We start from the raw sequence: 25,371 nt of genomic DNA, 5'->3' as shown, positions 1-25,371 counted from the left end.
TACGGGTAAATATAACAGCCATGTCGCTGGCGCTGAGCACCGTCCTTTTCGAATGGCGACGCTATCTGGCTGCGGTCGTCGCCCTGGCCTTTTCCGGCCTGCTGGTGCTCGCCCAGATCGGCATGTTCTCCGGCATCGCCCAGGCCTACACCGCCAACATCGACCGTTCGCGCGCCGATATCTTCGTGCTGGGGGCCAAGGCCAACAACCTGTTCGGCGGTCCCTCCGGCCTGCCGCGCCGGGTTGGTCCCCTGGTGTACATGGACCCCGAGGTCGTCAACGTCGCCGACATGAGCGACAACAACGCGCCCTTCGCCAACCAGGCCAAGAACACCAAGACCCGCAAGCGCGAATGGGTCGACGTGATCGCGGTGGACACCGAGCCCGGCGCCCTGACCCTACCCACCGATTTCAGCGAACAGACCCGCCTGGCCTTGCAGGAACCCTATGCGGTGGCCATCGACCGGAGCGCGCTCGGCCGGCTGGGCGCCAAGCTCGGCGACGTCGCCTCGCTCAACAACCAGACCGCCAAGGTGCGGGTGATCCTGGACAATTACCCCAACATCTCCCAGCCCAACATCTTCGTCTCGCGCCAAACCTTCCGCCTACTGAAGATGGTGCAGAACGAGCAGCGCACCGGCCCGCTGATGGTGCAGATCCGCGACCCGGCCCGCGCCATCATCGTGCGCGACCACCTGAACGCGGTGGCCCACGGCCAGTACCGCGCCTGGACCAAGCCGGAACTGGGCGAGGCCAATCGCAACCAGCTGATGCAGGACCAGATCATCGGGGTGATGCTGGGCTTCTCGGTGTTCCTGGGGGTGTTGATCGGGGTCGGCATCACCTCCCAGACCCTGCGCGGCGCGGTGCTGGCCAATATCAAGGAATTCGCCAGCCTGCGGGCGCTGGGCGTGTCCATGGGCGCGCTGCGGCGCATCGTGGTGGAGCTGTCGTTCTGGGTCGGCGTGGCGGGCCTGGCCATGACCGCCGTGCTGGTCTGGGGCGTGACCCTGCTGGCCCAAGCCGGCGGCGTGCCGATGTACTACCCCCTGTCCAACGTGATCTACGTGGCCGTGCTGCTGCTCGCCATCGCCATCGGCTCCGGCATGATGTCGCTCGGCGTGCTGAAGAAGAGCCAGCCTGCGGACCTGCTGCGATGAGCGCGCCCGTCCTACAGGCGCCAGCTCTCCAAGCCAGGGGCCTGCTCAAGAGCTACAAGACCGGCCGCACCCGCATCCAGGTGGTCAAGTCGGTGGACTTCGAGGCCTGCGCCGGCGAGCTGACCATGGTCATGGGACCGTCGGGCTCTGGCAAGTCGACCTTGGTCGCCATGCTCTCCGGCCTGCTGCGGCCCGACGAGGGCGAGGTGATCGCGCTCGGCGCCCCGCTGTGGAAGATGTCCTCGGGACGAATCGACAAGTTCCGGCTGGATAATTGCGGCTTCATCTTCCAGGGCTTCAACCTGTTCAACTCGATCAATGCGCTGAACCAGGTGTCGATGGTGCTGAAGCACGCGGGCTTCAGCTCCGGCGCCGCGAAGAAGAAGGCCGCCGAGGCGTTGGCGGAGGTCGGGCTCAGCCAGAAGCTCAACCTTCGTCCGGCCGAACTGTCGGGCGGCGAGAAGCAACGGGTGGCCATCGCTCGCGCCCTGGCCAAGGAGCCCAAGCTGTTGTTCGCCGACGAGCCGACCTCGGCGCTGGACGGCGAGAACGGTCAGATCGTCATCCGCCTGCTGCAACGCGCCGCCAAGGCGCACGGCGCGGCGGTGATCTGCGTCACCCACGACCCGCGGCTGCAGGCCTATGCCGACCGCATCATCCACATCGAGGACGGCAATATCCTCGACGACGTCCGTCCGGCGCGCGAGCCCGGTCCCGTCGCAGCGCACGACCCCGCCGTCCACCTCGCCCCGCTCGGAGCCTGATCCCCCAATGCCCGCCTTCCTTCGCCGCCGTGGTTTCTGGCTCGGCCTGCTGATCGTCCTGGCCGTCGGGGTCGGGGGGACCGTGTTCTACAACCAGGCCGCCGCCAAGAAGGCCCAGGTCAAGCGCGCGGAGGCGGCCAAGGCCGCGGCGCCCACGCCCTACACCGCCATCGCCGACGGCAAGGCCGACGTGGAGGGCGGGGTGATCCAGGTCGCTGCACGCACCTCCGGGGTGATCCGCGCCGTCTTCGTCAAGGAAGGCGACGCGGTGACGAAGGGCGAGATGCTGGCCCAGCTCGAGGACGACCAGCAAAGGCTGAACGTCGCCAATGCGCGGGCCGCCGTGGCCCAGGCCCAGGCCCAGGTCGACCTGCTGCAGGTGCAGAGGACCTATAACCAGCGCGAGTACGACCGCCTGCTGCCGCTGAAGATCAAGCAGTTCGTCGCCACCCAGGCCGTGGACAAGGCCGAGGACGCCATCCACGAATCCGCCGCCCAGATCGAGGCCCAGCGCGCCGCCATCGTCACCGCCCAGGCCGCGCTGAACGCCGCCGAATACCAGCTCGAGCTGACCAAGGTGCGCGCCTCGGCCGACGGCCGCATCGTGCGCCGCTACGCCAATCCGGGCTCCGGCGCCTCGACCCTGAACGTGTCCAACATGTTCGACCTGGTGCCCAACACCGAGCGGATCGTGCGCGCCGAGATCGTCGAGAGCGACATCCCCAACATCCATGCCGGCCAGGACGCCGAGATCGTGCCGGAAGCCGATCCGACCAAGGCTTTCGCCGGCCGCGTGCTCCGCCGATCCGAGGAGTTCGGCGCCCGCAAGCTCCAGTCCGACGATCCGACCGAGCGTACCGACGAGCGGGTGGTCGAGGTGGTGGTCTCGGCGGACAACGCGCCGCTGCTAGTGGGTCAGCGGGTGCTGGTGAAGTTCATGAAGCCGGGCCAGCGAGCCGGCGTCGTGCACGCCCTGCCAACCACCGAGACGGCCCGGGCGCCCAAGACGGCCGCTTGAGGCGCTAAAACGCGCTAAGCCCCTATCGCCCGATCATCGGGACCACTTCGGTCGAGGTGTCGACCACCTCGACCGGGGCGTCCTTGATCGCCGCCTCGCCGGCGGTGGTGATCTTCCACCCTTCACGGCTGCGCTCGGCCAGGCCGAGCTCGACCAGGGCGCGGGCGTCGCTGATGTTGATCCAGTCGACCTCTTCGCCCGCCTGCTTGCGCGCGAGATTGCGCAGGGCGACGAGTTGGCGCTCCGAAATATCCATTCACTGACCTCCGGACATGTAACCGGCCGCTGTTTGCGAAGCTGGCATCTAACCTGCGCCGACCCTGGCCTGGGCGCGGGCCTGGCTGCGGATCACCGCTCTCAAAAGGATGGCCCGGCGAAAGGGCAGGTTCGCACTCTTGAGCTGCAAACGCGCCCCCTCGATGACCCGGCCCTGGTACTGGCCGCCAAGCGCCCAGGCCTCGGCCCGGACCTCCTGCTCGGGAATCCAGTGCGACCGGATTCCCGCCAACAGATCGGAGAGCCCCGTCATTTGGCGCCGCCGGGAGATTTGATCGTTCCCCGAAGGCCCAGGATATCGGCCAAAGGCGGGCGGGACGGCGCGCCGGTCGAACGAGGATCGGTGAGACCGGACTTGGATTGCGGCGCAGGCTGGACAGGCTTGGACATGACGCACCTTAGAACCGCTAGCGTTGCGCGAAGCGCTTCATCTGCAGCGTATGAATATATGGGGAGCGCTCAAGCGAAAGCTCGCGGTGGTGGAAAATTAATCCCCGGCCGAATTAACGCGCAAATTGAGGGGATATGGACTAAAGTGAGACATGCCTCAGACTATCCGTACGCAAATTTCTCCCGTGATGTTCACTTGCACGATCGAAGATCGCCCTGTCCACACGGGACATCGGATGCGTCCGGCTGAATTCGACGCGATCGACGGCACGCGTTCATTTCGATGCGCGATCTGCGCCGAAATCCACACTTGGACGCGGTCGACCGCCTGGCTTCACGCGCGCGAAGCCGCGTAGGGCTTAAGAGCAGGCTCCTCGGAGCAACCTTCCCCAGGACATAGTATACCGCGCCGACCTCAACGGTCCTTGCCGCGCCCGCCATCAGGGCCCATATTCGGCATGTTCCGCTTCGGCGGAAATATAGGGATAAACGCGCGTATAATAAGCGGACTGGACCCGGGTGCGATTCCCGGCGGCTCCACCAATCTCATCCTCCACGTTATCGGTGGACGACCTTGGGGCCGATCAGCATCGACGGACGTCTAAAGGCGTTGCTTTCTCTCGGTATGGGCCTCCGCGATCGGCCTATTTTGTAAATGCGAACGATAACTTCGCTGAAGAGTTCGCCATCGCCGCGTAATGCGGTTCTGACGATCTCGCCTAGAAGCCCTGCGGGTTAGCCCCCGTAGGCGGGGCCCGGGGGGAGCCTGGCAACAGAATCCCCCCACCTTCCCCTTAATCCGGTCGGCCGGGCGGCAAATATCAGCGGCGGATCGGCCCGATGTGCGGTTCCCTCTTGCAGTCGCCGCGACAATCCCTCAACCCAGCCGCTGAAGCGGTCGCTCCTGGCCGCGCGCCTTGGGACATGGTTCAGGATCGCCCTCAGATGAGCCAGGACGGACAAGACCAGGACCAGATGGGCTACGAAACGCTGGCGCAGGAAGCGCTGCGTGGCGTGGTCAAGGCGTCGCTCAAGCGGGCGGCCAGCCCCGGCGGCCTGCCCGCCAACCATCACTTCTACATCACCTTCAAGACCCGGGCGCCGGGCGTCTCGATCCCGCCGGAGCTGGTGGAGAAGTATCCCGACGAGATGACCATCGTGGTCCAGCACCAGTTCTGGGACCTGGCGCCGGGCGAGACCTTCTTTTCCGTCACCCTGCGCTTCGGCGGCCAGCCCAAGCGGCTGTCGATGCCCTATCAGGCGGTGACCCGCTTCTACGATCCCAGCGTGCAGTTCCTGCTGCAGTTCGAGGCGCCGGAACTGGACGCCCCGCCCGCCCCAGCCGAGTTCCTGCCGATGCGGTCGCGCACCGAGCCCGTCGAAGGCGAGGCCGAGGACCCCGACGAGCCCCGGCCCGATGGCGACGGCCCCAAGATCGTCTCCCTGGACCAGTTCCGTAAGAAGTAGCGCCCAAGCGAGGGGCGCAACGATTCGCGCCGCTGCAGGTTGATCTCCGTACGCACTCGCGAAAGGAGACCTCCATGCGAAGCGCAGTCATCCTCGCGGCCCTTGGCGTCTCGGTCCTGGCCCTGCCTGTCGCCGCCCAGCCCATGAGCAGCAGTCAAGCCCCGCCGATGAGCGCCCCCCCGGCCGCCGCCTCGCCCGCACAGGCGGCCCAAGCGGCCCAGGCTCCGGCGTCGACCGCCCAGAGCGACTCCGGGGCCAAGCAGGTCTGCAAGACCTTCACCCCCGCCGGTACGCGGTTCTCCAAGAAGGAGTGCCACACCAAGGCGGAGTGGGATCAGATGAGCGCCGACGCCCGCCAATCGCTGACCGACTCCAGCAGCCGCGGCGGCGCCGGCCCGCACTGACGGTTGGCCGCACCCCAAAGGTGGCGACTATCGCTCGCTGACCCGGATGAAGATCCGCTCCCGCTCGCCGGCGTGGCGCTCCACCACCAACCGCCCCACCTGGGCGTCGTCGTGGAAGGCGTAACCCTTGATCGCGTCGAGCAGCGCCTTGGCCAGGTTGTCCAGGTCGAGCCAGGGCGGATCGCCGACGTACTCCATGGCGATCTCGACGGTGTACTCGCCCCAGGCAGGTCGCGCGCGCCGCCATTCCTTGCGGAAGAACTCGTAGATCAGGGGTTTGTAGTACTTGGCCTGGGTGGTCAGGCCCTCGACCGTGATCTCCAGCCCGTGGCCGTCGAACTCGCGGGCGCGGACCCGGCCGATCCCGACCCACTCGACCTCACGCTCGATGGCTTCCCCGCTCATTGGGGACCCTGTTCATGGGATTGCATCGCAAGTCTTTCGCCAGCCGCATCGGTCCCCTACACTATGAGTCCCTGTCCAACAGTCGAAAGGAGGTGACCCAGTGTCTCATTGTCTCCAGCTACGGTCTCAACCGGTGATCTGGAGCCTTTCTAGCAAGGCTCACGCCTGACGGCTTAACCGCCCAAGGTTTGGTCGCCGGCCACGCGACGTGGCGACGACGATGGAAGGCCGCTTCGGGAAACCGGAGCGGCCTTTTTCATACCCCGAACACCCGCTCAAATTGTCACAAGACGGAGCTTGACCATAGGTTCGATCCGCTTCCATCCTTCGTCCAAAGCAACACCCGTCTCTTCGCAAGACGGGAACAACAGGGTGGAAAAGATGCCGGATACGGTTGTATCGCCTGCGAACCCCGCAGCGCTTGGCCTCGTCGGTTTCGGACTGACGACCGTGCTGCTCAGCCTGGTCAATGCGGGGCTGTTGCCGGCAGGCGGCGAAGGCGTCGTCATCCCGCTGGCCCTGGCCTATGGCGGACTGATTCAGGTGATCGCCGGCATCTTCGAGTTCAAGGTCGGCAACACCTTCGGCATGACCGCCTTCCTCAGCTACGGCGCCTTCTGGTGGTGGTTCGCCCTGCTGCTGCTGTTCGCCCACAACGGGATCATCGACATCAAGGACGCCGGCCCCACGGTCGGGGTGGCGTTGCTGCTGTGGGGCGTACTGACGCTGTATCTGTGGATCAGCACCTTCAAGCTCACCAAGGTGGTGTTCGCGGTGTTCCTGACCCTGTGGATCACCTTCTTCCTGCTCGGCTTCGGCGCAGTTCTAAAGCAGGCCGCGCTCAGCCATCTGGGCGGCTGGCTGGGCCTGGTGTGCGGAACGCTGGCGATCTACGGCAGCTTCGCCCTGGTCACCAACGCCACCTTCGGCCGCGCCATCGTGCCGCTCGGCGAAAAACCCATCCTGAGCTAAGCCTTTGTAAAACAGGCCAAAGACGCGGAATCCTTACGGGTTCCGCGTCCGATCTTTACGAAACCTTTACGAGCGCGTCGGTCCTGCGCACTCGAACCTTGACGTGGCTTTGAACGACTATGCGCCCCTCGAAACCCAGGGGCAGCCGTCATGGACGACTTGATCTTCATCATCCTCGGCGCGGCCTGTTTTGCGGGCATGGGCCTGTACGGCCGCCTGCTTCGGGCGCTGTGAGATGATCGCGCTGATCTACGCCGTCGCCGCCCTCGGGGTCGGCGTCTACATGGTGGCCGCCCTCGTGCGCCCCGACAAATTCTAACAAAAATCCACGGGTCTCATCGATGAACTGGCAGGGGTGGGCGGAAATCGCCCTCACGCTAGGGCTGGCCGTTTTGCTCGGCTGGCCCATAGGCGTCTACATGGCGCGCGTCTGGGAGGGTCGGTCGACCTGGCTGGACCCCGTACTGCGCCCGGTGGAGCGGCTGTTCTACGCCGCCTCAGGCGTCGACCCGACCAAGGGCCAGGGCTGGATGGCCTATCTGGGCGCGCTGCTGGCGTTCAATGCGGCGGGCTTCTTCCTGCTCTACCTGATCCTGCGCGCTCAGGGCCTGCTGCCGCTCAACCCGATGCACTTCGCGGGCATGAGCCCCCACCTGGCCTTCAACACGGCCATCAGCTTCGTCACCAACACCAACTGGCAGTCCTATTCCGGGGAAAGCACGCTCTCCAACCTGTCCCAAATGAGCGGGTTGACGGTGCAGAACTTCGTCTCCGCCGCCTCCGGGATCGCGGTGGCGGCCGCCCTGGCGCGCGCCTTCGCCGCCAACCGGGGCGAGACGCTCGGCAACTTCTGGGCCGACCTGACCCGCACCACCCTCTACATCCTGCTGCCGATCTCGGTGGTGTTCGCCATCGTGCTGGTCGCCTCGGGCGTGCCCCAGACCCTGATGGCCCACATCGACGCCCACACGCTGGAAGGCGCCAAGCAGGGGATTTCGGTCGGCCCGGTCGCCAGCCAGGAGATCATCAAGCAACTCGGCACCAACGGCGGCGGCTTCTTCGGCGCCAACTCCGCCCATCCGTTCGAGAACCCCAACGCCTGGTCCAACCTGATCGAAGAGATCGCCATGAACGCGGTCGGCTTCGGCTGCGTCATCGCCTTCGGTCGCGTGGCCATGGCCGGCCGCGAGGCCCGCGCCCTGGTGATCGCCATGGTCGTGCTGCTGGTCGGCGCATCGGCGGCGATCTACGCCAGCGAGACCCGCGTCACCCCCGCCCTGTTGCACGCCGGCGTGGCCGCCGCCCCCAACATGGAAGGCAAGGAGGTCCGCTTCGGCGCGCCCTCGACGGCGGTGTGGACCGCCATGACCACCGGCGCTTCCGACGGCGGCGTCAACGGCGCGCTGGAAAGCTTCACGCCGCTGGGCGGCGGGACCGCCATGTTCATGATCAAGCTCGGCGAGATCCTGCCGGGCGGCGTCGGCTCGGGCCTCTACGGCATCGTGGTCATGGCGATCATCTCGGTGTTCGTCGCCGGGCTGATGGTGGGCCGCACGCCGGAGTATCTCGGCAAGAAGATCGAGGCGCGCGAGGTCAAGTACGCGGTCCTCGCCACCCTGATCCTGCCGGTCACCATCCTGGGGTTCGCGGCGGTGTCGGCGGTGTCTCCGATCGCGCTGAAATCGGTGTCGGCGACCGGTCCGCACGGGCTGACCGAGATGCTCTACGCCTACGCCTCGGCGGTGGGGAACAACGGGTCGGCCTTCGGAGGGCTGAACGCCAACACCCCCTGGTGGGACACGACGCTGGGCATCGCCATGGCGCTAGGCCGCTTCGCCTACATCGTCCCGGTGATGGCGATGGCCGGCGCGCTCGCCGCCAAGCCCAAGCTGCAGCCGACCGCCGGCACCCTGCCGACCCACGGCCTGCAGTTCATTGGCCTGCTGATCGGTCTGATCCTGATCCTGGGCGGCCTGCAATACTTCCCCCCGCTCGCGCTGGGTCCCATCGTCGAGCATTTCCAGATGCTCTCCGCCGTCTCGCATTGACCCTTTCAAGCAAGGTCTGAAGATGCCTTCCGCAATCGCAAAGTCGGGGTCGCAGCGCGCGATGCTCGGCCGGGCCACGCGCGACGCCTTCGTCAAGCTCGACCCCCGTAAGCTCACCGGCAACCCGGTGATCCTGGCCACCGAGGTGGTGGCGGCGCTCGCCACCATCTCCACCATCGCCGCAGTCTTTGGCCATCAGCCAATCCTGTTCCCGCTGCAGCTCGCCCTGTGGCTCTGGGCGACGGTGCTGTTCGCCAACTTCGCTGAGAGCGTGGCCGAAGGCCGGGGCAAGGCCGCCGCCGACAGCCTGCGTTCGGCGCGGGTCGACACCATGGCCAAGCTGGTCGATCCCCAGACCGGCGCCACTGTCCCCACCCCCGCCCACAAGCTGGAGGTCGGCCAGATCGTGCTGGTCGAGGCCGGCGACGCGGTCCCCGCCGACGGCGAGATCGTGGAGGGCGTGGCCTCGGTCAACGAGGCCGCCATCACCGGCGAGAGCGCGCCGGTGATCCGCGAGAGCGGCGGCGACCGTTCCGCCGTCACCGGCGGCACCACCGTAGTGTCGGACTGGATCAAGGTGCGGGTGACCGCCGGCGCCGGCTCCAGCTTCCTCGACCGCATGATCGCCATGGTCGAAGGCGCCGACCGCCGCAAGACCCCCAACGAGATCGCGCTGGCCGTGCTGCTGGCTGGCCTGACCCTGGTGTTCCTGATCGTGGTGGTGACGCTGGTGGGCCTGGGCGCCTATTCCGGGGTGAAGCTCGACCCGGTAGTGCTCGGCGCGCTGTTCGTCTGCCTCATCCCGACGACGATCGGCGGCCTGCTCTCGGCCATCGGCATCGCCGGCATGGACCGCCTGCTGAAGTTCAACGTCTTGGCCACGTCGGGCCGGGCGGTGGAAGCCGCGGGCGACGTCGACACCCTGCTGCTGGACAAGACCGGCACCATCACCTTCGGCAACCGCATGGCCACCGAAGTGATCGCGGCGCCCGGCATCCCGGAAGGCGCGGCCATGCGCGCCGCCCTGATGGCCTCGCTGGCCGACGAGACCCCGGAAGGCCGCTCGATCGTGCAGCTGGCCCGCGAAAAGGGCGTCGTCGCCGAGGCCCCGGCCGACGCGGTATCGATCCCCTTCACCGCCACCACCCGCCTCTCAGGCCTGGAGGTCGGCTCGCTGACCTGGCGCAAGGGCGCCGTCGACGCGGTCTGCCGCCACCTGAAGACCGAGCGCGCCCATCTGCCGCGCGAAGTGCAGGCCGCGGTCGACCGCATCGCACGCTCCGGCGGCACGCCGCTGGCGGTGGCCGAAGGTGATCGCCTGGTCGGCGTCATCCACCTGAAGGACGTGGTGAAGCCGGGCGTCAAGGAACGCTTCGCCGACCTGCGCCGGATGGGCGTGCGCACGGTGATGATCACCGGCGACAACCCCGTCACCGCCGCCTCCATCGCCTCCGAGGCCGGCGTCGACGACTTCCTCGCGGAAGCGACCCCCGAGGACAAGCTGCGGATGATCCGCGAGGAGCAGGGCAAGGGCCGCCTGGTCGCCATGTGCGGCGACGGCGCCAACGATGCGCCCGCACTCGCCCAGGCCGATGTCGGCGTGGCCATGCAGACCGGCACCCAGGCCGCCCGCGAGGCCGGCAACATGGTCGATCTCGACAGCGACCCGACCAAGGTCATCGAGATCGTCGAGGTCGGCAAGCAGATGCTGATCACCCGTGGCGCGCTGACCACCTTCAGCATCGCCAACGACGTGGCCAAGTACTTCGCCATCATCCCGGCCCTGTTCGTGGTCTCGATGCCTTCGCTCGGCGCGATGAACGTGATGCATTTGTCGAGCCCCGAGAGCGCGATCCTCTCGGCGGTGATCTTCAACGCCCTGATCATCATCGCGCTGATCCCGCTGGCGCTTAAGGGGGTGAAGTACCGGGCCATCGGGGCCCAGGCCCTGCTGACCCGCAACCTGCTGATCTACGGCCTCGGCGGGATCATCGCGCCCTTCGTGGGCATCAAGGTGATCGACCTGATCGTCTCATCCCTGCATCTGGCCTGAGGGAGCGAAAACCATGCTCGCCCATATCCGTCCCGCCCTGGTGATGATCGTGCTGTTCACGATCCTCACCGGCCTGATCTACCCGCTGGCGATCACCGGGATCGCCAAGGTCGCCCTGCCCTACCAGGCCGGCGGCAGCCTGCTTCACCGCCCCGACGGCTCCATCGAAGGCTCCATCCTGATCGCCCAGGCCTTCGCCAAGCCGGAATACCTGCATCCTCGCGGCTCGTCGGCGGGGAACGGCTACGACGCCACGGCTTCGTCGCCCAGCAACCTCGGCCCGATGGACAAGAAGCTCGCCGACCGCATCGCCGGCGACGCGGCGGCCCTCAAGAAGGAAGCGCCCGGCGTCCCCATCCCCGCCGACGCCGTCACCCAATCGGGCTCGGGGCTCGACCCCGACGTCTCGCCCGAGAACGCCACCCGCCAGGCCCCGCGCATCGCCCAGGCGCGCGGCGTCCCGGCCACCGAAGTGCAGGCGGTCATCGCCCGCAACACCATGCAGCCAGCCCTCGGCTTCATCGGCCAGCCACACGTAAACGTGTTGGCCGTGAACCGCGCGCTGGACGCACAGTATCCGCTCCATCCGGCGCGGTCGTAAGGCGCAACATCGCGCCACGTAACAAGACTTGACCAGGGGACTACTCGAATGAATTCCCGTCACTTCGCCTCTTGCGCGATGGCGTTGGCGCTATCCGCGGCGATCGGAGCCGCCGCGGCCCATGCAGAGGATATCAACATCCCGGCGTCTGCTTCCGATGGAACCACGGACGGCGCCACGCCCGCCGCCGCCTCGACGCCCGCCTACAACGTCTCCCTGATACCCACGGGCGGCAACGTGTTCACGCGCATGGCGGACTACTACAAGCTGGAGTGGGGCCAGGCCGGCCCGCCGGTCGATCCGAACGCCCCGGCCGGGCGACGCGACGACTATCCGCCTCAGCCCGTCACCCAGCCGCCCTACCCCTTCACCGAGTGGCCCTACGGCGCCGCGACCCTGCTGGGCGCTAACCGGCCCAACTCGGTGGACAGCCCGCTGATGGTGGCCCTGGCCCCCACCGGCTTCGGCAAGTTCCTGAGCGACGCCCACATCCAGGCCTATGGCTGGGTGGAAGCCGGCGCCAACCTCAGCACCAGCCACGGTAAGGGCGGCAACGCGCCGGCCGGCTACGACTACAACCCCAACACCGCCCAGATGGACCAGACGGTGCTCTATATCGAGCGCACGCCCGACACCGTCCAGCGCGACCACATCGACTGGGGTTTCCGCATCTCGGGCATCTACGGGGTCGATTATCGCTATACGATCTCCGACGGCCTGGGCAGCAACCAGCTCACCAAGTCGAACAAGAACTACGGCTGGGACCTGCCCATGGAGTACGCCGAGCTGTACATCCCGCAGGTGGCCAAGGGCCTGCTGATCCGGGCCGGCCGCTTCATCTCGATCCCGGACATCGAGGCCCAGCTCGCCCCGAACAACTACATGTACTCACACTCGATGACGTACACGTTCGACAATTTCACCAACACCGGGGTCATGGCGACCCTGGCGTTGACCAAGAACCTGTGGGTGCAAGCAGGGATCGTCGCCGGCACCGACACCTTCGCCGGCAACGCTGGGGTGAACAGGACCAACCCCTTCCCGAACCCGATCTACCCCAACAGCACCTTCAAGAAGGACCCGGGCGCCATACCGTCGTTCTCCGGGTGCGTCCGTTATCAAACCAGCGACGCCAACACCGACATCTATGCCTGCATCAACGGCATCAATAGCGGCACGTATGGCTACAATAACCTCCAGTGGAAGGGCTTTACCCTCTACCATAAGTTCACCGACAAGTTCCACGTCGCGTTCGAAACATACAATGTTCACGAAACCAATGTTCCCAACGTGAACAACCCGACGGTGCTGAATATCGAGTCTAACGGAGGTACGCCCTTCTCCGGCCCCAACTTCCGCTTCAACGCCCCCGATGGAGCTCAGTGCAACGACCATGCGACACTGACCTGCCGTAGCAACGTCCAGGCCGAGCTGGCTTATTGGAACTACCAGCTCACGCCACTGACCAACCTGACCCTGCGTACAGAATATTTCGACGACATGCAGGGCCAGCGCACCGGCGTCGCCACCGGCTACGAAGGCGTGGCGTTCGGCGTCCAGCACTGGCTGTCGCCGCAGATCGAGCTGCGTCCGGAAATCGCCTACTACCGCGCCGACGCGGGCAAGGCGTTCGACGGCAACAGCAACATCGGCGTCCCCGACGCCCGCCAGCAGGAATTGATCCTGTCCGGCGATGCGATCATCCACTTCTGATCGCATGACCGAGACCGGCGTCGTTCGCGGCGCCGGTCAAAGGCGTCGGCGGGGTCTCCTCCCCGCCGACTGCCTGCGGATAGGCTCCGACCCCGCAAGGCCGATCCAACGATATCCAGCCAACCTTGCGGCGACACGGCCGACTTCCCGATGATTTGCAGCTCGACACGGGGGTCAACATTGGCCTCAATCGGCAGACCCCGGCGGGGCAGGCCTATATGGGCGTGTCCCATCGCTTCTGACCTGAACGGATGACACCCGAGGAACCCCGCCGCCCCGACCCAGACGCCCTGCTGGCGGCCACCAAGCGCGAGGGGCGCGGAGAACTGCGCGTATTCCTCGGCATGGCGCCGGGGGTGGGCAAGACCTACGCCATGCTGACCTCCGCCGGACGCCGCAAGGCCGAGGGCGTGGAGGTGGTGGTGGGGGTGGTCGAGACCCACGGCCGCAAAGAGACCGAGGCGCTTTGCGAGGGGCTCGAGACCCTGTCGCGCAAGCCGGTCGAATATCGCGACCGCCTGCTGATGGAATTCGACCTGGACGCGGCGCTCGCACGGCGTCCCGGCCTGCTGCTGGTGGACGAATACGCCCATTCCAACGCACCGGGCTCGCGCCATCCCAAGCGGTGGCAGGACGTGGAGGAACTGCTCGCCGCCGGGATCGACGTCTGGACCACGTTGAACGTCCAGCACCTGGAAAGCCTGGTCGACGTGGTCTGGAAGATCACCGGCGTGCGAGTGCGCGAGACGGTGCCCGACAGCGCTCTGTCCCGCGCCGACGAGATCGAGATCATCGACGTCACCCCCGACGAGCTGCGCGAGCGGCTGGCGGCGGGCAAGGTCTATGTGCCCGAGACCGCGCGCCTGGCGGCCGACCGCTTCTTCCGGCCGGAGAACCTGACCGCGCTGCGCGAGATGGCGCTGCGCCGCGCCGCCCAGACGGTGGACGACAAGCTGGTGGGCGCCATGCGCCGCCAGGGGATCGAGGGGCCGTGGGCGGCCGGCGAGCGCATCCTGGTGCTGATCGGCGGCGATCCGGTCTCCAGCTCGCTGGTGCGCGCGGGCCGCCGGCTGGCCGACCTGATGATGGACGCGCCGTGGACGGTGCTGCACGTCGAGCGCCCGAACCATCCGCCCACGCCCGACACGGCCCAACAGACCGCCGTGGCGCTCAAGCTCGCCGACCAGCTTGGCGGCAGGGTGGTGACTGTCGCCGGCGACGACCTGCTGGCCACGGTGCAGGAATACGCTGCGCGCAACAACATCACCCAGATCGTCATCGGCCGCACCTCCGGTTCGCGAACCCGCGCCCTGTTCGGCCGCTCGCTGCCCCACGTGCTGCTGGAGAAGACGCGCGGCGCGGCGCTGCATGTGATCACCGATTCCGCGCCCCACGACGAACCGGCCGTGCGGGTGCGCCAGGTGCTGGACATGCAGCGGCAGGCCTGGCGCGGATACGCTGGCGCGCTGGCGATGGTGGGGGTGGCCGGCGGGATCGCGGCCATGGCCGACCGCTACATGCAGAACGCCAACCTGGCGATGATCTTCCTGGCCAGCGTGCTGTTGGCCGGCGCCGCTTTCGGTTTCGGTGCGGCGCTGGCGGCCGCCGGCGCGGCGGCGATCGCCTACAACTTCTTCTTCCTCGAGCCGCGGATGAGCCTGTCGATCGGTCATCCGGCCGACCTGATCACCTTCGCGGTCTTCTTCGCCGTGGCCATGACCACGGGCTGGTTGACCGGACGGGTGCGCGACCAGGCCAAGACCACCGCCAACCGCGCCTCGGCCATCGCCTCGCTGCTGGCGGCCAGCCGGCGGCTATCGGCGGTGTCGACCCGTGACGAAGCCGCCCAGGCCCTGGCCGAGCAGGCCGCCGCCGCCGCCGGAGGCGCGGCCGTGGTCATGCTGCCGGAAAAGGGCGAGATCCGCCCGGCGGCCGGCTCCCCGGACCTGAAACCGTTCAACACCTCCGCCATGACCGCCGCCCGCTGGGCCTGGGAGAAGGGCGAACCGGCGGGCGCGGGCACCGGCACCCTGCCCCAGATCGACTGGACCTTCTGGCCGCTGCAAGGGCTGCGGGCGCGCTCGGGCGTCGCCGGGGTGGCGATCAAGGGCCGGTCGCTGGACAGCGGGGCCGAGCGGTTGCTGCTGGCCACCCTGGACCAGGGCGCGGTGGCATTGGAGCGCGCGGAACTGGCCGCCGCCACGGTCGAGACCGAGTCGCTGCGCCGCTCCGACCAGCTTCGCGCCGCGCTGCTGAACTCGATCAGCCACGATCTGCGCACACCCCTGTCGACGGTGCTGGGGTCCGCCACCACCCTGCTCGACTTCGGCGGCGACCTGCGGCCGGAAATCTACCGCGACCTGCTGGAGAGCATTCGCGAGGAGGCGCAACGCCTGAACCGCTACGTCGGCGACCTGCTCGACATGACCCGGTTGGAGGGCGGCGCGCTCAATGCGCGGATGGAGTGGACCGACGTGCGCGACGTCCTGGCCGCCGCCATCGAACGGGTCGAACGGCGGCTGGGCGCGCGTAAACTCGTGCGCGACTTCCCGGCCGAACTGTCCCTGATCAAGGTGGACGCCGGCCTGCTGGAGCAGGCGGTGGTCAACATCCTGGAGAACGCCATCGCCTACAGCCCCGACGGCTCGCCCATCGAGGTGGCGGCCTACGAGGATCGCGGCAACGTGGTGATCAGCATCGAGGACGAGGGCCGCGGCATCCCCACGCCGGAGCTGGAACGGGTGTTCGACAAGTTCCGGCGCATCGAGGCCCCCACCGACCGCGACGGCCACAAGGGCGTGGGCCTTGGCCTGTCGATCGCCAAAGGCTTCGTCGAGATCATGGGCGGCCGTATCGCCGCCGCTAGCCCGATCCACGGCGACGCGGTCCAAGGTTTCCGAGGCACGCGGGTGCTGATCAGCCTGCGCAAGGAAACCCCCACCCACTACCAGCTCCTGTAGGCAGCCCGTCCATGTCCGCCCACCGTCCGAGAATTCTGGTCGTCGACGACGAGCCGCAGATCCACCGCTTTCTCGGTCCGGCGCTGGAGGCCAACGGCTACGAGGCCATCCGTGCCATGACCGCCGCGGAGGGGCTCGCCGCCCTGTCGCAACGACCGCCGGAGGCGATGATCCTGGACCTCGGCCTGCCCGACCGGGACGGCCAGGACGTGCTGACCGAGGCGCGCACCCTGTATTCGGGCCCGATCCTGATCCTGTCGGCGCGCGACCGCGAGACCGAGAAGATCGAGGCGCTGGACCGGGGCGCCGATGATTACGTGGAGAAGCCTTTCGGCATCGGCGAGTTGTTGGCCCGGCTAAGGGCCGCGCTGCGCCACACCATCGCGCAGTCGGGAATCTCCAGCGTGATCCGCAGCGGCGAACTGGAGATCGATCTGATCGGTCGCCGGGTTTCCCGCGACGGCGCGGCTGTCCGGCTGTCGCCCCGCGAATACGACCTGCTGACCAAGCTGGTGGAGGGCGGCGGCAAGGTGGTGACCCACCGCCAGTTGCTCACCGCCGTCTGGGGCCCCGCACACGTGGACGACGTGGCCTATCTGCGGGTGTTCGTCGGCCACCTGCGCCAGAAGCTGGAGATCGACCCCGCCTCTCCCCATCGCATCGTGACCGAACCCGGCGTGGGCTACCGCTTCATCGCCGAATAGAGCGAACGCCCTGCCCCCGCGACGGCGAGCAGGAGACTTAGCGCTTGCCCTTCAACGTACCGAGATAGGCGATCAGGTCCGCGCGATCCTTGGGGTTGGCGGTGCTGACCGGCATGGCGGTGCCGGGGACCACCTTGGCGGGGGCTTCCAGGAAGGTGTCCAGCGTCGCCGGGGTCCAGACCATGGTGGCCGCCTTCAACGCGGGCGTGTAGCTGAAGCCGGGCGCGCCGCCGGCCTTGCGGCCCATCACGCCCCACAGGTCGGGGCCCTGGCCGCCGTCGCCATCGTCCGCCGCGCCGGTGTGACAGACTCCACAGCGATCTTGGAACAGGGACTTGCCGTGGGCGACGTCTCCGGCCGCAAAGGCGGGCGCCGCAGACGCCATCGCCCAAATCGCCAAAGCTGCCGCTGCAACCGGCTTCAACATGCGCGTCTCCCAAAGCGATCTGAACAATCGTCTCTCGATAGCGCGCCGCGCCGAACCTAGAAAGAGCTAAGCGCACTTGCAAACCGGAGGAACGACGAGAATAGCCAACCTCGACCTGGGCCTGGGGACGGCGGGTCTCCCTCCCGGTCCGGCGGATCGCCTATACCGGCAGGACGGCGCCCTGAAATGGAAAGGCCCTCTCCGTCGTTCGGGAGAGGGCCCTTCTCTCAGGCGGGTAGGATGCGGTCCGCTTAGCCCTTGAACAGGCTGAGCAGGTTGGAAGACGACGAGTTGGCGATCGACAGGGCCTGGATGCCGAGCTGTTGCTTGGTCTGCAGGGCCTGCAGGGTCGCGCTCTGCGCCGCCACGTCCGCGTCCACCAGGTTGCCGACGCCGCTGGTCAGCGAATCGGTGAGGTTCGACACGAAGGTCAGGGTCGATGTCACCTGATTGGCCTCGGTGCCGAGCGCCGCGACCGCCGCGTTGGTGTTGGTGATCGAGGTGTTGATGATGGTCAGCAGCGAAGCGGCGTGGCTCGCGGTGGAAAACGACGCCGACGCCGAAATGGTTACGTTCGCGCCGCCCAGCGCCAGCGACTGAGCCGCGATGGTCAGCTTCTGGGAACCGCTCGGACCGGACAGGGCGACCAGATTGGGCGCGCCGCTGGAAATCAGATTGCCGCCGTCGAAGCTGGCGTTGCTCACCGCGCTGTTGATCTGGCTGACCAGCGATTTGAAGGAGTCGTTCAACGCGGCGCGGTCGCTGGTGCTGAGCGATGTGTCTGATCCTTCCAGGGCCTTCGCCTTGAGCTGGTTCAGCAGGTCGGAAATGGTCTGGCCGGTGGTGACGGCCACGTCCAGCACGGACGAAGCCCGGTTCAGCGAATCGGTCACCGCGCCCAGCGAAGTGATCTGGGAGCGCTGGCCTTGGGCGATGGACCAGATGGCCCCGTCATCCTCGGCCCCGGCGACGCGCAGGCCAGTGGAGACCTGGTTCTGAGCGTTCTCGAGGGCGGCGTTTGTGGAGTTCAGGGTCTGCAGCGCAATCTGAGCGCCGACATTGGTGTTGATACTGTTCAGCGACATGCCACGGGGGTCCTTCCGAGATCAGGGTCCGGCTCGTCGTTGTCGACGTCGACGGCGTACAGGTCATGCGCAAGGCAAGCGCCGGACCACTTCTGATCTCGGAATTAACCCTCTGTATTTACTACGTTTGCCTTAGGCGCCGCGTGAGCATGGTGAATCGAATTTGCCGACTGACGGCGATTTTTGCCGGGCAAGCGTCGCCCACCCCGATCCGGAACGACAAAGCCCTTCCCCGAGGGTCGGGGAAGGGCTCGTGGATCTTGGGCGAATGGGGTCCGAAAACCCCGCGATAGGCTCGGCTAGGCTTCCAGGCGTTTGACCAAGGCTTCGTGCTGCGCCCAGAGCGCCGCCGGTAGACGGTCACCGAACTGTTCATAGGCGGCGGGAATGGCGGAAGCCTCTTCCTTCCACACCGAACGGTCCACCGACAGCAGCAGCCGCAGGTGATGCTCCGACAGGTTCAGGCCGGAGGTGTCCAGCGAGGCGGCGGTGGGGAGCCGGCCAATCGCGGTGTCGCGGGCCTCGGCCTCGCCTTCCAGCCGTCCCACGATCCACTTCAGCACCCGGATGTTCTCGCCATAGCCCGGCCATACGAACTTGCCGTGCTCGTCCTTGCGAAACCAGTTCACGAAGTAGATGCGCGGCAGCTTATCGGCGCTGGTCTTCTTGCCCATCTTCAGCCAGTGGCCGAAATAGTCCGCCATGTTGTACCCGCAGAAGGGCAGCATGGCGAAGGGGTCGCGGCGCAGGGCGCCCAGCTTGGTCTCCGCCGCCGCCGTGCCTTCCGAGGCGACGTTGGAGGCCAGGAACACGCCATGGTCCCAGTCGAACGCCTCGGTCACCAGCGGCACCGCCGTGGCGCGACGACCGCCGAACAGGATGGCGCTGATCGGCACGCCCTTGGGGTCCTCCCATTCCGCCGCGATGGTCGGGCACTGGCCGGCCGGCACGGTGAAGCGAGCGTTGGGGTGGGCGGCGGGCTCCGACGACGCCGGGGTCCAGTCGCGGCCGCGCCAGTCGGTCAGGTGCGCGGGCGGGGTGTCGGTCAGGCCTTCCCACCAGACGTCGCCATCGTCGGTCAGGGCGACGTTGGTGAAGATGCAGTTGCCGGTCAGCGCGTCGATGGCGTTCTTGTTGGTCGACATGCCCGTGCCCGGGGCCACGCCGAAGATGCCGTATTCCGGGTTGATGGCGTAGAGCCGGCCGTCGTCGCCGAAGCGCATCCAGGCGATGTCGTCGCCCACGGTCTCGGCCTTCCAGCCGGGGATGGTCGGCTGGAGCATCGCCATGTTGGTCTTGCCGCAGGCGCTGGGGAAGGCGGCGGCGATGAAGTGGGTCTTCTTCTCGGGCGAGGTCAGCTTGAGGATCAGCATGTGCTCGGCGAACCAGCCCTCGTCGCGGGCCATGATGCTGGCGATGCGCAGGGCGTAGCACTTCTTGCCCAGCAGGGCGTTGCCGCCGTAGCCCGAGCCGTAGGACCAGATCTCGCGGGTCTCGGGATAGTGGACGATGTACTTGGTCTCGTTGCAGGGCCAGCTCACATCCTTCTGGCCGGGCTGCAGCGGGGCGCCCAGGGTATGGACGGCCGGCACGAAGAAGCCGTCGTCGCCGATCAGGTCCAGCGCCGCCTTGCCCATCCGGGTCATCACCCGCATCGACACGGCCACATAGGCGCTGTCGGTGATCTCCACCCCCAGCGCGCTGATCTTGGAGCCCAGCGGGCCCATGCAGAAGGGCACCACGTACATGGTGCGGCCGCGCATCGCGCCCTTGAACAGGCCGTTCAGGGTGGTGCGCATCTCCTGGGGGTCGGCCCAGTTGTTGGTCGGGCCGGCGTCGATCTCTTTTTCCGAGCAGATGAAGGTGCGGCTCTCGACCCGCGCCACGTCCTTGGGGTCGGAGGCGGCGTAGAAGGAGTTGGGGCGCTTGGCGGGGTTGAGCGGCTTCAGCGTGCCGGCGTCGACCAGCGCCTCGGTGAGGAACTTCCACTCCTCATCCGAACCGTCGCACCAATAGACTTGATCCGGCTCCGTCAAAGCGGCCACATCCCGCACCCAGGCGAGAAGTTTCTTGTGACGGGTCGGCGCCTGATCGAGGCCTTGGACGACGGTGGCTAGAGTCACGAGGGTCTCCATGGTCACGGCTGACGCCGCCTGAACGTGTGCTCGCCCAAACGGTGGCGCCGCACTTTAACGATTTGCAATATTGCTAGCCGCGCCAGCGGCCCGCATCAACCCTTGTGGTCCAGGAGTCCCGGATTGACCGACACATTTTCGCGAGACGCCCTGGCGGTCCTCACCCGTATCGCCGACGCGCTGGATCGTCTGGCCCCCCCGCCGCCTCCTGCGCCGGACTTCGGCCGGGACGTGCTGTTCCACTACGACGCCCAGGCTCAGATCTTCCATGCTGCGCCTGGGTTTGAGCTACCCCTGGACCTGCTGCTGGGCATCGACCGGCAGAAGGGGCGGATGGTGGAGAACCTGCGCCGTTTCATCGCCGGCGCACCGTTCAACAATGTGCTGCTGTGGGGTGCGCGGGGAACGGGAAAGAGCTCCCTGGTCAAGACGGCGGTGACAACGCTGGCAGCCGAACACTCCGCCCTCAAACTGGTCGAGGTCGACCGGGACGCGGTGAATGGGCTTCCGCAGCTCTTCGCAACTTTGCGAGATCGTCCCGAACGGTTCGTGGTGATGAGCGACGACCTTTCGTTCGAGGAAGGCGCGGGGGCGGCGAAATCGCTTAAATCCGCCTTGGAAGGCGGCGTCGCGGGACCACCGCGCAACGTCATGTTCGTCGCAACCTCCAACAGGCGCCACCTGATGCCCCGTACACACGAAAACGCGGATCGGCTGGCCGCGGCGGAGGACGCCGAGGAGATGATCTCGGCGTCCGACCGCTTCGGCCTGTGGCTCGGCTTCCCGCCGATGGACCAGCCGACCTATCTCGAGGTCGCGCACGCCTATGCGGATCGTTTCGGCCTGGACGATCCCGAGCTGGAGCGCCGCGCCCTGCAATGGGCCCAACTGCGGGGCGGGCGGTCGGGACGCACGGCGTTCCAGTTCATCCGCGACCTGGCCGGCGAACAGGGGCGTTCGCTCCCGATCTAGGGCGTGTTGCGGCACGGTCATGCTTGGCCCATGAGCTGAAGCGCCTATAAAGGGTACGATCTTCCAAGGAACCGCTTCCGTGCCTGTCTATCGTTCTCGCACCACCACCCACGGCCGCAACATGGCCGGCGCCCGCGGCCTCTGGCGCGCCACCGGCATGAAGGACGAGGACTTCGGCAAGCCGATCATCGCGGTCGCCAACTCCTTCACCCAGTTCGTGCCGGGCCACGTCCACCTGAAGGACATGGGCCAGCTGGTCGCGCGCGAGATCGAGCGCGCGGGCGGTGTGGCCAAGGAATTCAACACCATCGCGGTGGACGACGGCATCGCCATGGGCCACGGCGGGATGCTCTACAGCCTGCCCTCGCGCGAGCTGATCGCCGACAGCGTGGAGTACATGGTCAACGCCCATTGCGCCGACGCGCTGGTCTGCATCTCCAACTGCGACAAGATCACGCCCGGCATGCTGATGGCTGCTCTGCGCCTCAACATCCCCGTGGTGTTCGTCTCGGGCGGCCCGATGGAGGCCGGCAAGGTGGTGTGGAAGGGCGAGACCCGCGCGGTCGACCTGATCGACGCCATGGTGGTCGCCGCCGACGAGGCGGTCAGCGACGCCGAGGTGGCGACGATGGAGCGCTCGGCCTGCCCGACCTGCGGCTCGTGCTCGGGCATGTTCACCGCCAACTCGATGAACTGCCTGACCGAGGCGCTGGGCCTGTCGCTGCCCGGCAACGGCTCCACGCTCGCCACCCACTCGGATCGCGAGCGGCTGTTCCTGGAGGCCGGCCACCTGATCGTGGACCTGGCCAAGCGCCATTACGAGCAGGACGACTACGGCGTGCTGCCCCGGTCGATCGCCGGCTTCGGCGCGTTCGAGAACGCCATGAGCCTGGATATCGCCATGGGCGGGTCGACCAACACCGTGCTGCACCTGCTGGCCGCCGCCCACGAGGGCGAGGTGGCGTTCGGCATGGACGACATCGACCGGCTGTCGCGCCGCGTGCCCTGCCTGTGCAAGGTCGCCCCCGCCAAGGCCGACGTGCACATGGAGGATGTCCACCGCGCCGGCGGGGTGTTCGCCATCCTGGGCGAACTGGACCGCGCCGGCCTGCTCAACACCGACCTGCCGACCGTACACAGCCCGACCATGGCCCAGGCGCTGGACCGCTGGGACGTGGCGCGCACCAACAGTCCGGCCGTGCGCGACTTCTTCCGCGCAGCGCCCGGCGGGGTGCCGACCCAGGTCGCCTTCTCCCAATCGCGCCGCTACGACGAGGTTGACGTGGACCGCACTGGCGGGGTGATCCGCAACGCCGAGCACGCCTTCTCCAAGGACGGTGGTCTGGCGGTGCTGACCGGCAATCTGGCGCTGGACGGCTGCATCGTGAAGACGGCGGGCGTTGACGACGCCAACCTGGTCTTCGCCGGCCCAGCGCGGGTCTATGAGAGCCAGGACGCGGCGGTCTCGGGCATCCTGACCGGCGAGGTGAAAGCGGGCGAGGTGGTGGTGATCCGCTACGAAGGCCCCAAGGGCGGCCCCGGCATGCAGGAGATGCTCTACCCGACCAGCTATCTGAAATCGAAGGGACTGGGGAAGGCGTGCGCCCTGATCACCGACGGGCGCTTCTCCGGCGGAACCTCGGGCCTGTCCATCGGCCACGTCTCGCCGGAAGCGGGCGAAGGCGGCCTGATCGCCCTGGTTCAGACCGGCGACCGGATCGAGATCGACATCCCCAACCGCTCGCTGGTCCTGGCGGTCGCCGACGCCGAGCTTGAGACGCGGCGGGCCGAGATGCTGGCCCGGGGCGCGACTGCCTGGAAGCCGGTCGGCCGCGAACGCCACGTCTCGCCCGCCCTACAGGCCTATGCCGCCCTGACCACCTCTGCCTCGCGTGGGGCGGTGCGGGATGTGGAGCAACTTCAGCGACGCTGAATTAACTTTCGCTATCATCCCGGACAGCCTGCAAAGCTGATCCGGGAGCCAGGGCCAGTGCGAACCGCCCTGGGTCCCGGCTCTCCGCTTCGCTACGGCCGGGATGACAGGGAAGCGGGCCGCAATGCCGAGGCGAGCAGCGCATCCAGCGCCGCCTCGTCCTCGAAGCGCGCGCGCACCGGCCAAGGCGCTACGCGCTCCCGCCAGGCGGCGGGCAGACGCGCCCAGTCTTTCTCGGTGGTGAGCAGGCCGGCGCCGGCCACCTGCGCCCGTTCGGCCAGGAACGCGAGGTCGCGCTCCGCAAAGGCCGCATGATCGGGGAACGGCGCGAAGTCGACGAGTTGGACGCCTGCATTGCGCAGGCTGCGCTCGAATCGCCAGGGCTTGGCGATGCCGGCGAAGGCGAGCTGCAGTCCCGACACCGGCGGCGCATCGGGCTGCAGACGCGCAAACAGCACCGGCTTGGCCCCGAAGAGGATCAGCAACTCCGGATCGGGCTCGACGCCCTGCGGCAGCAACAGGACCACCGCATCGGCTCGGGCGAGCCCAACCGCCAACGGTTCGCGCATCGGCCCGGACGGGAATACCGAGCCGTCGCCGAACGGCCATTCGTCCTCGCGCACATCGCCGTCGACCACCACCAGCGACAAGGTCTTCGCCAGGCTGGGGTTCTGGTGCGCGTCGTCGAGCACCAGCAGCTTGGCCCCGGACGCCGCGGCCGTCATCGCCCCCGCCGCCCGATCCCGCGCCACCCACATGGGCGCATCGCGGGCCAACATGATCGGTTCGTCGCCCACGTCCTCGGCGGTGTGGATCTCCAGGTCCACCAGCGTCGGCCCCGCCAGCCGGCCGCCATAGCCCCGCGACAGCCCATGGGCGTCCACGCCCTGGGCCCGAAGCCGCGCCAGCACCTCGCGCACGATGGGCGTCTTACCGGAACCGCCGACCGTGAGGTTGCCCACCGAGATCACCGGCACGCCGGGATCGAGAGGGCGCGCCCGTGCGATCCGCCGCGCCGTCGCCGCCGCCCAGACCCAGGAGGCCGGCTTCAGCAAGGCGCGGGTCAGCGGCGCCGGCGCATCCTCCCGCCGATACCACCAGCGCGGTGTCGCGAGCTTCATATGCGCCTCATCAGGGCCAGTAGCCAGTCTGCGGCTGGCCGAACCGCGCCGCTCTCGCGATCCGCAAACGCCCTCGCCCGGCCGGCTTCCGCCCTCAACGCCGTGGGATCGGTCAAGGCTTCAGCCATAACGCCGGCCAGGGCCGCCGCGCCATCGACACGCCGGACGGCATGTTCGACCTCGAGGGCGGCGTAGACCGAGCGCCAGTTGACCACATGCGGGCCCGCCGATGCGGGACAGTCCAGCCGCGCCGCTTCCAGAGGATTGTGACCGCCCACGCCCTCGACCAGAGAGCCGCCGATCACCGCCAGCCGCGCCAGCCGAAACCACAGCCCGAGTTCGCCCAGGGTGTCGGCGACATAGACCTCGGTCGCGCCCGTCAAGGGTTCGGCGAGAGCGCGGCGGGCGGCGACGAAACCTTGCCCCTGCGCCTCCATCAGGATGCCTTCGCCCCGGACGGGATGGCGGGGAACGATCACCAGCAGCGGACGCTCCGGCCGATCCTTCAGCCAGGCGAACACTTCCAGCAGCAACGTCTCCTCGCCGGGATGGGTCGAGGCAGCGAGCAGGATCGGGCGTTCGCCGATCTCCCCGCGCAGACGCGCCAGGTTTTCCGCATCCGCCGGCAGCGACTCGCCCGCCAGCTTCAGGTTCAGCCGCCCATCGTCGCGCGCGCCCAGCCGGACCAGGCCCGTAGCCGCCTCGTCGTCCTGCCCCATCACCAGGTCGAACCCGCCGAGCACGGCGCGCGCGGCGGCGGGAA

The 25,371-nt window shown here is 67.7% G+C and carries 23 protein-coding genes, 1 other RNA gene and 1 pseudogene; 16 read left to right on the top strand and 9 right to left on the bottom strand.

Annotation, left to right across the window (positions count from 1 at the left end; all coding sequences use genetic code 11):
* Window positions 1-20: 20 nt before the first annotated feature.
* The 3 genes from GSQ87_RS21020 to GSQ87_RS21010 are packed head-to-tail and all read left to right on the top strand — an operon-like array spanning window position 21 to window position 2,942.
* Window positions 21-1,160 (top strand): ABC transporter permease, encoded by a 1,140-nt coding sequence (locus GSQ87_RS21020; protein ID WP_158918421.1) that lies wholly within the window; start codon window positions 21-23, stop codon window positions 1,158-1,160.
* The gene (locus GSQ87_RS21015; protein ID WP_158918419.1) at window positions 1,157-1,924 is read left to right on the top strand and encodes an ABC transporter ATP-binding protein; all 768 of its coding nucleotides are present in this window, start codon (window positions 1,157-1,159) and stop codon (window positions 1,922-1,924) included. The genes GSQ87_RS21020 and GSQ87_RS21015 overlap by 4 nt, the downstream gene beginning before the upstream one ends.
* A gap of 7 nt (window positions 1,925-1,931) precedes the next feature.
* Window positions 1,932-2,942 (top strand): HlyD family secretion protein, encoded by a 1,011-nt coding sequence (locus GSQ87_RS21010; RefSeq protein ID WP_158918417.1) that lies wholly within the window; start codon window positions 1,932-1,934, stop codon window positions 2,940-2,942.
* Between the two features lie 22 nt (window positions 2,943-2,964).
* Here the strand turns inward: GSQ87_RS21010 and GSQ87_RS21005 are convergent, their stop codons facing one another.
* Both GSQ87_RS21005 and GSQ87_RS21000 read right to left on the bottom strand, forming a co-directional pair.
* Entirely contained in the window at window positions 2,965-3,198 is a 234-nt protein-coding gene (locus tag GSQ87_RS21005; protein WP_158918415.1) for a hypothetical protein, read from the bottom strand.
* A 48-nt stretch (window positions 3,199-3,246) separates the two neighbouring features.
* Window positions 3,247-3,471 (bottom strand): hypothetical protein, encoded by a 225-nt coding sequence (locus GSQ87_RS21000; RefSeq protein WP_158918413.1) that lies wholly within the window; start codon window positions 3,469-3,471, stop codon window positions 3,247-3,249.
* A gap of 558 nt (window positions 3,472-4,029) precedes the next feature.
* Between GSQ87_RS21000 and ssrA the strand changes: the two genes are divergently transcribed.
* The 3 genes from ssrA (at window position 4,030) to GSQ87_RS20985 (ending at window position 5,479) form a co-directional block, all read left to right on the top strand.
* Window positions 4,030-4,396, top strand: a transfer-messenger RNA (tmRNA) gene (gene ssrA / locus GSQ87_RS20995).
* 157 nt (window positions 4,397-4,553) lie between these two features.
* Window positions 4,554-5,075, top strand: coding sequence for an SspB family protein (locus GSQ87_RS20990; RefSeq protein WP_158918411.1), 522 nt, complete (start codon window positions 4,554-4,556; stop codon window positions 5,073-5,075).
* 74 nt (window positions 5,076-5,149) lie between these two features.
* Window positions 5,150-5,479 (top strand): hypothetical protein, encoded by a 330-nt coding sequence (locus tag GSQ87_RS20985; protein WP_158918409.1) that lies wholly within the window; start codon window positions 5,150-5,152, stop codon window positions 5,477-5,479.
* A 27-nt stretch (window positions 5,480-5,506) separates the two neighbouring features.
* On the opposite strand, the gene GSQ87_RS20980 is transcribed toward GSQ87_RS20985, so the two are convergent.
* Window positions 5,507-5,884 carry a RusA family crossover junction endodeoxyribonuclease gene (locus GSQ87_RS20980; RefSeq protein ID WP_158918407.1) on the bottom strand — a complete coding sequence of 126 codons (378 nt, stop codon included), beginning with the start codon at window positions 5,882-5,884 and terminating at the stop codon, window positions 5,507-5,509.
* A 381-nt stretch (window positions 5,885-6,265) separates the two neighbouring features.
* Here GSQ87_RS20980 and GSQ87_RS20975 point away from each other — a divergent pair, with 381 nt between their 5' ends.
* The 8 genes from GSQ87_RS20975 (at window position 6,266) to GSQ87_RS20940 (ending at window position 16,935) form a co-directional block, all read left to right on the top strand.
* Window positions 6,266-6,856, top strand: coding sequence for an acetate uptake transporter family protein (locus tag GSQ87_RS20975; RefSeq protein WP_158918404.1), 591 nt, complete (start codon window positions 6,266-6,268; stop codon window positions 6,854-6,856).
* Window positions 6,857-7,046: 190 nt separating this feature from the next.
* Complete coding sequence (locus GSQ87_RS20970; RefSeq protein ID WP_158918402.1) at window positions 7,047-7,175, top strand: potassium-transporting ATPase subunit F; 129 nt, start codon at window positions 7,047-7,049, stop codon at window positions 7,173-7,175.
* 22 nt (window positions 7,176-7,197) lie between these two features.
* Complete coding sequence (gene kdpA, locus GSQ87_RS20965; protein WP_158918400.1) at window positions 7,198-8,904, top strand: potassium-transporting ATPase subunit KdpA; 1,707 nt, start codon at window positions 7,198-7,200, stop codon at window positions 8,902-8,904.
* A 22-nt stretch (window positions 8,905-8,926) separates the two neighbouring features.
* Window positions 8,927-10,957, top strand: a complete 2,031-nt coding sequence (kdpB, locus tag GSQ87_RS20960) for a potassium-transporting ATPase subunit KdpB (protein ID WP_158918398.1) — start codon at window positions 8,927-8,929, stop codon at window positions 10,955-10,957.
* 13 nt (window positions 10,958-10,970) lie between these two features.
* A complete protein-coding gene (gene kdpC / locus GSQ87_RS20955; RefSeq protein WP_158918396.1) occupies window positions 10,971-11,558 on the top strand; it encodes a potassium-transporting ATPase subunit KdpC in 588 nt (195 codons plus the stop codon).
* Between the two features lie 48 nt (window positions 11,559-11,606).
* Window positions 11,607-13,271 carry an outer membrane beta-barrel protein gene (locus GSQ87_RS20950; protein ID WP_158918394.1) on the top strand — a complete coding sequence of 555 codons (1,665 nt, stop codon included), beginning with the start codon at window positions 11,607-11,609 and terminating at the stop codon, window positions 13,269-13,271.
* A 251-nt stretch (window positions 13,272-13,522) separates the two neighbouring features.
* Entirely contained in the window at window positions 13,523-16,231 is a 2,709-nt protein-coding gene (locus GSQ87_RS20945) for a sensor histidine kinase KdpD (RefSeq protein WP_158918392.1), read from the top strand.
* Window positions 16,232-16,242: 11 nt separating this feature from the next.
* Window positions 16,243-16,935 (top strand): response regulator, encoded by a 693-nt coding sequence (locus GSQ87_RS20940; RefSeq protein ID WP_158918390.1) that lies wholly within the window; start codon window positions 16,243-16,245, stop codon window positions 16,933-16,935.
* Between the two features lie 37 nt (window positions 16,936-16,972).
* On the opposite strand, the gene GSQ87_RS20935 is transcribed toward GSQ87_RS20940, so the two are convergent.
* The 3 genes from GSQ87_RS20935 to GSQ87_RS20925 form a co-directional block, all read right to left on the bottom strand.
* Window positions 16,973-17,362, bottom strand: coding sequence for a cytochrome c family protein (locus tag GSQ87_RS20935; RefSeq protein WP_158918388.1), 390 nt, complete (start codon window positions 17,360-17,362; stop codon window positions 16,973-16,975).
* Window positions 17,363-17,613: 251 nt separating this feature from the next.
* Window positions 17,614-18,447 carry a flagellin gene (locus GSQ87_RS20930; RefSeq protein WP_158918386.1) on the bottom strand — a complete coding sequence of 278 codons (834 nt, stop codon included), beginning with the start codon at window positions 18,445-18,447 and terminating at the stop codon, window positions 17,614-17,616.
* 299 nt (window positions 18,448-18,746) lie between these two features.
* A complete protein-coding gene (locus tag GSQ87_RS20925; protein WP_254063186.1) occupies window positions 18,747-20,570 on the bottom strand; it encodes a phosphoenolpyruvate carboxykinase (GTP) in 1,824 nt (607 codons plus the stop codon).
* Between the two features lie 135 nt (window positions 20,571-20,705).
* Between GSQ87_RS20925 and GSQ87_RS20920 the strand changes: the two genes are divergently transcribed.
* A complete protein-coding gene (locus tag GSQ87_RS20920; protein WP_158918384.1) occupies window positions 20,706-21,554 on the top strand; it encodes an ATP-binding protein in 849 nt (282 codons plus the stop codon).
* Window positions 21,555-21,633: 79 nt separating this feature from the next.
* Entirely contained in the window at window positions 21,634-23,487 is a 1,854-nt protein-coding gene (gene ilvD / locus GSQ87_RS20915) for a dihydroxy-acid dehydratase (RefSeq protein ID WP_158918382.1), read from the top strand.
* Between the two features lies 1 nt (window position 23,488).
* On the opposite strand, the pseudogene GSQ87_RS22900 reads toward ilvD, so the two are convergent.
* The 3 genes and pseudogenes from GSQ87_RS22900 to GSQ87_RS22895 form a co-directional block, all read right to left on the bottom strand.
* Window positions 23,489-23,596, bottom strand: a pseudogene (locus GSQ87_RS22900) (hypothetical protein); the annotation flags it as partial.
* Entirely contained in the window at window positions 23,580-24,608 is a 1,029-nt protein-coding gene (lpxK, locus tag GSQ87_RS20910; protein WP_158918380.1) for a tetraacyldisaccharide 4'-kinase, read from the bottom strand. The pseudogene GSQ87_RS22900 and the gene lpxK, both read right to left, overlap by 17 nt.
* On the bottom strand, window positions 24,605-25,371 hold a 767-nt coding region (locus GSQ87_RS22895), incomplete at its 5' end, for a 3-deoxy-D-manno-octulosonic acid transferase (protein ID WP_371416712.1). The genes lpxK and GSQ87_RS22895, both read right to left, overlap by 4 nt.

The organism is Caulobacter sp. S45 (assembly GCF_009765965.1).
GTDB lineage: Bacteria > Pseudomonadota > Alphaproteobacteria > Caulobacterales > Caulobacteraceae > CAHJWH01.
Note: the sequence above shows the minus strand (reverse complement) of the source record. Positions and strands in the feature narration are given on the sequence as shown.